This window comes from Reyranella sp. (assembly GCF_030651995.1).
Classification (GTDB): Bacteria; Pseudomonadota; Alphaproteobacteria; order Reyranellales; family Reyranellaceae; genus Reyranella.
In genome coordinates, this window is record NZ_JAUSBN010000078.1 from 24162 (window position 1) to 31592 (window position 7431).

The window sequence follows — 7431 nt, forward strand, 5'->3', positions numbered from 1 at the left end:
CCAGTCCACCGCGAAATGCCGGCGGTGGGGGCCCGTAGCCGGCTAGGTGCTTTCGTTGCTCAGCACGTCGCCGAACAGCTTCCACGTCTCGCCGTCGAAGGCGGAGAGGCGCACGGACTGAATGGGATAGAAATCCGTGGCGCTTGTGTTGATTTTGATGCCCGGCAGCAGCAGCGGCACCATGACGTCCTTCATGCTGGCGGCCTGCTTCATCAGATTCTCGCGCGTCAGGTTGTCGCCGCAGGCATTGAGACAGTGCCGCATCGTAGAGGACACGGCGTAGGCGTAGGTGTTGCCGGAATCGGCCGGGTTGGCGTCGGGCAGGTACTTCTTCATCCACGCGTCCCATTCCTTGTAGTCCGCGTCGTTGACCCATTGCTTGTCGGTGGCGTCCTTGAGATAGGCAGCCGTGATGATGCCCTTGCTGTTCTCGAAGCCGGCGGGCTTCAGCACCGCGGCCACTGAGGCCGAGACGTTGGCGAGATAATGGTCGGGCTTCCAGCCGAGGTCGGCCACCTTGCGGATGGCCTGTGCCGCCGCTTTCGGCGCGCAGTCGTTGAAGAAGACGTTGGCGCCGGAGCTCTTGATCTGGATGATCTGGCTGTCGACCGTCGGGTCGGTGACTTCATAGCTGACCTTGGCGGTGACGTACTTTTCGTTCTCCTTGCCGAGGCCCGCCAGGAAGCCGCCGACATAGTCCTTACCGGAATCGTCGTTCTGGTAGATCATGCCGATGCGCAGGTCCTTGAGATTGTCCTTGTGCCTGGCAAGGATGTGCTTTGCGTAGATCGCGCCTTCGGTGTGGTAGTCGGGCTGCCAGCCCATGGTCCACGGGAAGTTCTTGGGGTCGCCCCACTTGGAGGCGCCCGTCGCCACGAACAGCTGCGGCACCTTCTTCTGGTTCAGGTACTTGTGCACGACCGTATTGGTCGGCGTACCGAGCAGCTGGAAGATCGCAAAGACCTTGTCGTCCTCGACGAGTTTGCGCACCATCTCGACGGTCTTGGGCGGCGAGAAGCCGTCGTCGTAGGTGATGAAGTTCACCTTGCGGCCGTTGATGCCGCCCTTGTCGTTGACCATCGTCCAGTAGGCCGCGATCGCCTTGCCGATCGTGCCGTAGGCCGAGAGCGGCCCGCTATAGGGGTTGGTGTGACCGAGCTTGATCTCCTTGTCGGTCACTCCCGGATCGTACTTCTTCTGGGCACCGACGATGGACGGGGCGAACGCGAACGCAGCACTGCCAGCCGCGAAAACGCGGCGCCGCATCTTGGTCATTGTTTCCTCCGGTCGTCGTTATTAGAGCAGGTGGCCTGCTCGCTCTGCCTTGGTACGCAGGTAATTCTCGTTGTGCCCGTTGGACGGGAAGGAGTGCGGAACGCGCGCTGCGACCTCGATGCCGTAGCGCTCGAGCTGGGCGATCTTCTCGGGATTGTTGGTCATCAGCCGCACGCGCTGGATGCCCATGCGCGACAGCATGGTGGCGGCTGGCGCGTAGATCCGCTCGTCGGCGTCGAAACCGAGCTGCTCGTTGGCGTCGATCGTATCGAACCCGTCATCCTGCAGCTCGTAGGCGCGCAGCTTGTTGACCAGGCCGATGCCGCGGCCTTCCTGCGCCAGATAGAGCAGCACGCCGGATCCCTGCTTGGCGATCTCGGCGATGGCGCTGCGCAACTGCACGCCGCAATCGCAGCGCAGCGAGCCCAGCAGGTCGCCGGTGAAGCATTCCGAATGGAGGCGGATCAGGACCGGCTCGGTCGGGTCGATCTCGCCGACGACGATGGCGAGATGCTCCTTGCCGCCGTCGCTGGGACGCCAGGCGAGGATGCGGGCATTCTCGGCCCCCTCGAGCGGCACATGCGCCTGCGCGACCTGCTGCAGCGTCCGCGATGCGGTCTCTTCGTAGGCCGACACGTCGGCGGCGTCGGCATAGACGAGATCCTGCTCGCGCGCCCAGTCGCGCCGCTTGTTGCCGGGATCGCGGGTCAGTGGCCCGAGGACGACCGCTGGCAGCAGGCGCGCCAGCTTGGCGAGTTCGATTGCCGCCTGCGCGATGCCGGGGGCATGGCTGGCCACCGGCCGGGACAGGTGGCGGAGAGCGACGTGACGGCCGGTCCGGTCGCTCTCGTGCGGCCGCAGGATCACGTCGACCGGGACCCCCTCCGGCAGGTCGAGGGTGATCGGCTTGTTGGTCTCGCCCATGCCGCCCGCGATATGCGGGGGAATGTCCATGCCGATCGCCTCGGCTCGGCGGCGCGTGGTGACCAGCACCGGCGGGTTCTGGGCAAGGCCCTGCAGCCGCTGCAGGGCGCGCGGGCCGCAGGATTCGGCAGCGATGACGAGGCCGCCGGCCCCGTTTTCGTCGCGCAGCACGACGATTCCGCCGCGGCGAAGCTCCGCCATGGCGCGTTCGACGGCGGCGACTGCAGCCGCGCTGCGGGAGTGGGCCGGGTTGGAATTCATGACTCTTACGGTATCACGCCACGGGATTTCGCCGAAGTGAACCACTTTTGTGCCCAGATCGTACCGGATAGAGTAAATTTCGAGATGGCTGACAGGTAACAAACGCATGTCCGTGAACAATCGTGGCAAGAAAATCCTGTTGGTCGACGACGATCAGGCGTTGCGCACGGTCCTCGCCGAGCAGCTCGATCTCTATGACGGGTTCACCACCATCCAGGTCAGCACCGCGGCCGAAGGGCTGGAGAAAGCCAAGCTCGCCCATTACGACGCCATCCTGCTCGACATCGGCCTTCCCGACATGGACGGCCGCGAGCTCTGCAAGCTGATGCGCCGCGAGGGCGTGCGGGCGCCGATCATCATGCTGACCGCGGCCGACAGCGATGCCGACACGATCCTGGGCCTGGAATCCGGCGCCAATGACTATGTGACCAAGCCGTTCCGCATCAACGTCCTGCTCGCACGCCTGCGGGCCCATCTGCGCCAGCACGAGCGCAGCGAGGATGCCGTCATGTCGATCGGCCCCTACGAATTCCACCCTGCGGGCAAGTTGCTGCTGGAGAAGGGCGGGAAGAAGAAGGTCCGCCTGACCGACAAGGAAGCCTCGATCCTGAAATACCTGTTCCGCGCCGGCGACCGGCCGGTGGCCCGGGATATCCTGCTGAACGAGGTCTGGGGCTACAATGCCGGCGTGACGACCCACACGCTGGAAACCCATATCTACCGCCTGCGCCAGAAGATCGAGAGGGACCCGGCCAGCGCCGCGATCCTCGTGACCGACCGTGGGGGCTACCGGCTCCAGCCCTGACGGTTGAGGGGGCTTGCCAGTATATGAACGAGGCGTCATCTTTCGCGTAAGCCAAAGCCAGAACCACCCTGGGAGGGTGATGCCATGACCACGCAACGGATCTACGCCCTGCCCGTCGACGTGACGCAGTGGACGTTCGACGGCGCGACCGACCTCCTGTTCAACTGGGAATATGACGACGGGTCCGCGCCGCTGCTCGAGCTCTACGAGAAGGGCAAGCAGCAGCAGTGGGATGCGAGCACGCGGTTGGACTGGTCGCTCGAGCTCAATCCCGACAATCCGATGGAGCTGAAGGACGAGGCGATCTCGATCTACGGCACCGATCACTGGAACAAGATGACGGAGAAGGAGCGGAGCTGGCTCAGGCTCCATCTCCAGGCCAATTCGATCTCGCAGTTCATGCATGGCGAGCAGGGTGCCCTGATCGCCACCGCCAAGATCGTCGGCACCGTTCCCGACATGAACGCCAAGTTCTACGCCGCCACCCAGGTGATGGACGAGGCGCGTCACGTCGAGGCCTACAAGCGGCTGCTGCACGAGAAGTTCAAGGTTGCCTATCCGATCAACAAGGCGTTGCAGACCCTGCTCGAGCAGACGCTGACCGACCGCCGCTGGGACATGACCTATCTCGGCATGCAGGTGCTGATCGAGGGCCTGGCGCTGGCCGCCTTCCAGTCGATCCGCGACAAGGCCGGCAACACGCTGGCCGGCGCGGTCAACGCCTATGTCATGCAGGACGAGGCGCGCCACGTCTCGTTCGGGCGGTTGGCGCTGCGCGAATACTATCCGCATCTGTCGGATGCCGAGCGCGACGAGCGCGAGGAATTCCTGGTCGAGGCGCTCTATTTCATGCGCGACCGCTTCAACCAGTCCGAGGTCTGGGAGCGGCTCGGCCTGCCGGCCAAGGTGCTCGACGACATCCACTACAATTCCAAGCAGATGCAGTCCTTCCGCGGCCGCCTGTTCAGCCGCGTCGTGCCGACCGTGAAGGATATCGGCCTGTGGGGCCCGCGGGTGCAGAAGGCCTTCACCGAGATGGGCGTGATGGACTACGCCAAGATCGATGTCGCCGAGGTTCTCGCCAACGACGGCAAGGTGGCCGAGGAGTTCGACAGGAAGATGTTCGTCGAGAAGGCGATCGCGACGGCGTAGGTGGACCCGCCCGCCTCCCCAAACAAGATGGGGAGGTGTCGGCGTCTTACGCCGACGGAGGGGTCAGAGATGTGGCGTCAACGCGCATGACCCCATCGCCCCGTATGACGGGGCACTTCCCCATCTGAATGCAGGAGTGTCCGGGGAAAGATTGAAGAGGTCCGGCAAATCGCCAGCAGCGGCAACGACACGTTACAATCCAGGGAGTGTCCGATTCAGGACCCCGAGTCTGGTCCAGCCGGCCCTATTTGTACGCACTTTGTCATCCCGAGCGCAGCGAGGGACCTTTGTCGGTGGCTCTAAAGGTCCCTCGCTGCGCTCGGGATGACAATTTTCTCCTATCCGAAGTCGCGCGTCATTTTCCCCGGACAGCCCTGCATTCAGATGGGGAAGTGCCCCGTCATACGGGGCGATGGGGTCATGGGCGTCACGAGCTTATGACCCCTCCGGCCCTACGGGCCACCTCCCCATTTGAATGGGGAGGAAGTTGATTTCACCGCGCCGCCAACGCCTCGAACGCCTTGCGGACTTAAGGCCGACCACGAAAGACCCGTCGTCTCGACCGGAGCCTCGCGCAGCGAGGCGTAGCGGAGAGACCTTCTCTCTGCGAATAGCCGGCTATTGGTGGAGAGAAGGTCTCTCCACACCGCGCTGCGCGCTCCGGTCGAGACGACGGGAGTGCTTTGATTCTTTCACCGCGCCGCCAGCGCTTCGAACGCCTTGCGCGTCGCCTCCAGCGCGAAGTCGATGTCGGCTTCGGTGTGGGCGGTCGACAGGAACATGTTGTGGCGCGGGTGCAGGTAGGCGCCGTGCTTCAGCGCCTCCAGGGTGAAGAAGTTGCCCTTCTCGCAGTCGGGATCGTTGTCGAACAGCACAGTCGGCATCTGCGGCGGACCGCTCTGGCGCACGCCGATGCCGAACTCGGCCGACTGGGCCGCGATGCCGTCGCGCAGCCGCTGGCCCATCTCGCGCATCCGCGTCGGCCCGTCGACGCTCTCCAGCACGTCGAGGGTCGCCAGCGCGGCGGCCATCGACACCGCGCTGCACCAGAACGATCCGGTGACGTAGAGCCTGGACGCGGCCTCGCGATAGCGGTCGTTGCCGGTGACGGCGGCCAGCGCATGGCCGTTGGCGATCGCCTTGCTCCAGGCGCTGAGGTCGGGCTGCACGCCCACCAGGTCCCAGCTGCCGCGCATCGTCAGCCGGAAGCCGGCGCGCACGTCGTCGACGATCAGCGCCGCGTCGCTGGCGTCGCACAGTTCGCGCGCGCGGCGAGCGAAGGCCGCGTCGGGCATCTCCTGGTCCTTGCCGAAATCGTGCTTGAAGGCCGAGACGACGATGCCCGCCAGGTCGTCGCCGGCGCGCTGCACCGCGCTCTCGAGGCTGCCGGTGTCGTTGTATTTGTAGGTGAGCATGTGGGCGCGGTCCTCGGGCGTCACGCCGTATTGGTTCGGCGTGCACCACGGGATGGCGCCATGATAGGCGCCCTCGGCCACCAGGATCTTGCGCTTGCCCGAGGCGGCGCGCGCGAGCGTCACGCAGGTCGTGGTCGCATCGGTGCCGTTCTTGCCGAACAGCGCCCAGTCGGCATGCGGGATCAGCCCGACCAGCCGCTCGGCCAGCTCGACCAGCCGCTCCGACGGGCCGTTCAGGCAATCGCCCGCCGCGGTCTGACGCGCGACCGCCTCGGCGACCACCGGATTGCCGTGGCCGACCACGATCGGGCCCCAGCTGCACATGAAGTCGACATAGCGCTTGCCGTTGACGTCCCACAGGTGACAGCCCTCGCCGCGTGCGAAGAACTGCGGATAGCCCTCGGGCAGCCGGTCGCTGCGCAGGTGCCCGTACATGCCGCCGGGAATGACCTGCTGGGCGCGCTGCCTGAGTTTCTGGTCGGCTGTGAGAGACATTGGAGAGGCTCCGCTACGCTGTGAACTGGCCTATATATACCGCGCACAAGGGTTTGGGGGGACAATGGATCTCAAGGGGAAGGTGGCCGTCGTCACCGGCGGCAATGGCGGGCTGGGCCAGCGCATCTGTCACGCGCTGGCGGCAGAGGGCTGCCACATCGCCGTCGTCTACGCCAAAAGCAAGGACCAGGCCGAGGGCGTCGCGCGCGATCTCGAACGCCATCAGGTTACGGCCGTCCCCTTCGCCTGCGACGTGACCCAGCGCGACCAGGTCGACCGGCTGGTCGACGACGTGGTCAAGCGCTTCGGCCGGCTCGACATCCTCGTGAACGACGCGGCCTACAACAAGTCGATCCCCTTCACCGATCTCGACGGCCTCACCTACGAGGAATGGACCAAGATCATCGACATCAACCTGACCGGCCCGATGCTGCTCACCAAGGCCGTCGGCCCGGTCATGAAGCGCCAGGGCGAAGGCCGCATCGTCAACATCGCCTCGGTGGCGGGGCTGGGCCCCACCGGCTCCTCGATCGCCTACGCGGTCTCGAAGGCGGGCCTGATCCATCTCACCAAGTGCATGGCCGTCGCGCTGGCGCCCGAGGTGCTGGTGAACTGCGTGGCCCCCGGCCTGCTCGAAGGCACCCGCGCGACGGCGAACCTGCGGCCGGAGGTGGTCGCCAAGAACGCCAGCGCCTCGCTTCTGGGCAAGCCCGCCGACAAGGACGACTGCGCCGACCAGGTCGTCACGATGTGCCGGACCAACACCACGACCGGGCAGACGCTGGTGATCGATTCGGGGCGGGTGTTTCACTGAGGGGAGACGACCACACGACCTCATCCTGAGGAGGCCCGAAGGGCCGTCTCGAAGGATGGGCAATAGGCGCGGTGCTCGTGCCCTTGCTTCGAGACGCGCTCCTGCGGAGCGCTCCTCAGAGTTTGTGAATCTATTCGACTGCGAAACGCATGCCTGACAACCGCGCAATTTTGATTCTCGCGATCCACGTGTGACGAACGAAATGGAATCGCGAGAAGGCGGCCAAGATTCGAAAGCATCTCAAAAGTTCAGCATCCCCATGCCCTGCTCAAAGATTCACAAGCTCTCAG

6 protein-coding genes are annotated in these 7431 nt (G+C 65.0%); 3 read left to right on the forward strand and 3 right to left on the reverse strand.

The features are described from left to right. Positions 1-42: 42 nt before the first annotated feature. Positions 43-1275: an ABC transporter substrate-binding protein gene (locus Q7V45_RS24375; protein ID WP_304856924.1), complete on the reverse strand. Its 1233-nt coding sequence runs from the start codon at positions 1273-1275 to the stop codon at positions 43-45. 21 nt (positions 1276-1296) lie between these two features. Then, on the reverse strand, positions 1297-2460 hold the full coding sequence (gene ribA, locus Q7V45_RS24380; RefSeq protein WP_304856925.1) for a GTP cyclohydrolase II: 1164 nt from the start codon (positions 2458-2460) through the stop codon (positions 1297-1299). Positions 2461-2566: 106 nt separating this feature from the next. Here ribA and Q7V45_RS24385 point away from each other — a divergent pair, with 106 nt between their 5' ends. Together Q7V45_RS24385 and Q7V45_RS24390 are read left to right on the forward strand one after the other, a co-directional pair. Further along, positions 2567-3265, forward strand: coding sequence for a response regulator transcription factor (locus tag Q7V45_RS24385; RefSeq protein ID WP_304856926.1), 699 nt, complete (start codon positions 2567-2569; stop codon positions 3263-3265). Positions 3266-3349: 84 nt separating this feature from the next. Next, the gene (locus tag Q7V45_RS24390; RefSeq protein WP_304856927.1) at positions 3350-4417 is read left to right on the forward strand and encodes a ferritin-like domain-containing protein; all 1068 of its coding nucleotides are present in this window, start codon (positions 3350-3352) and stop codon (positions 4415-4417) included. 692 nt (positions 4418-5109) lie between these two features. Here the strand turns inward: Q7V45_RS24390 and Q7V45_RS24395 are convergent. Then, positions 5110-6327 (reverse strand): aminotransferase class III-fold pyridoxal phosphate-dependent enzyme, encoded by a 1218-nt coding sequence (locus tag Q7V45_RS24395; RefSeq protein WP_304856928.1) that lies wholly within the window; start codon positions 6325-6327, stop codon positions 5110-5112. Positions 6328-6391: 64 nt separating this feature from the next. Here Q7V45_RS24395 and Q7V45_RS24400 point away from each other — a divergent pair, with 64 nt between their 5' ends. Beyond that, a complete protein-coding gene (locus tag Q7V45_RS24400; protein WP_304856929.1) occupies positions 6392-7141 on the forward strand; it encodes an SDR family NAD(P)-dependent oxidoreductase in 750 nt (249 codons plus the stop codon). Positions 7142-7431 lie beyond the last annotated feature (290 nt).

Excerpts from the sequence above, each read along its gene's own strand:
- Q7V45_RS24375 (WP_304856924.1), bottom strand. The coding sequence starts at position 1,275 with ATGACCAAGATGCGGCGCCGCGTTTTCGCGGCTGGCAGTGCTGCGTTC.
- Q7V45_RS24390 (WP_304856927.1), top strand. The coding sequence starts at position 3,350 with ATGACCACGCAACGGATCTACGCCCTGCCCGTCGACGTGACGCAGTGG.
- Q7V45_RS24395 (WP_304856928.1), bottom strand. The coding sequence starts at position 6,327 with ATGTCTCTCACAGCCGACCAGAAACTCAGGCAGCGCGCCCAGCAGGTC.
- Q7V45_RS24400 (WP_304856929.1), top strand. The coding sequence starts at position 6,392 with ATGGATCTCAAGGGGAAGGTGGCCGTCGTCACCGGCGGCAATGGCGGG.
- ribA (WP_304856925.1), bottom strand. The coding sequence starts at position 2,460 with ATGAATTCCAACCCGGCCCACTCCCGCAGCGCGGCTGCAGTCGCCGCC.
- Q7V45_RS24385 (WP_304856926.1), top strand. The coding sequence starts at position 2,567 with ATGTCCGTGAACAATCGTGGCAAGAAAATCCTGTTGGTCGACGACGAT.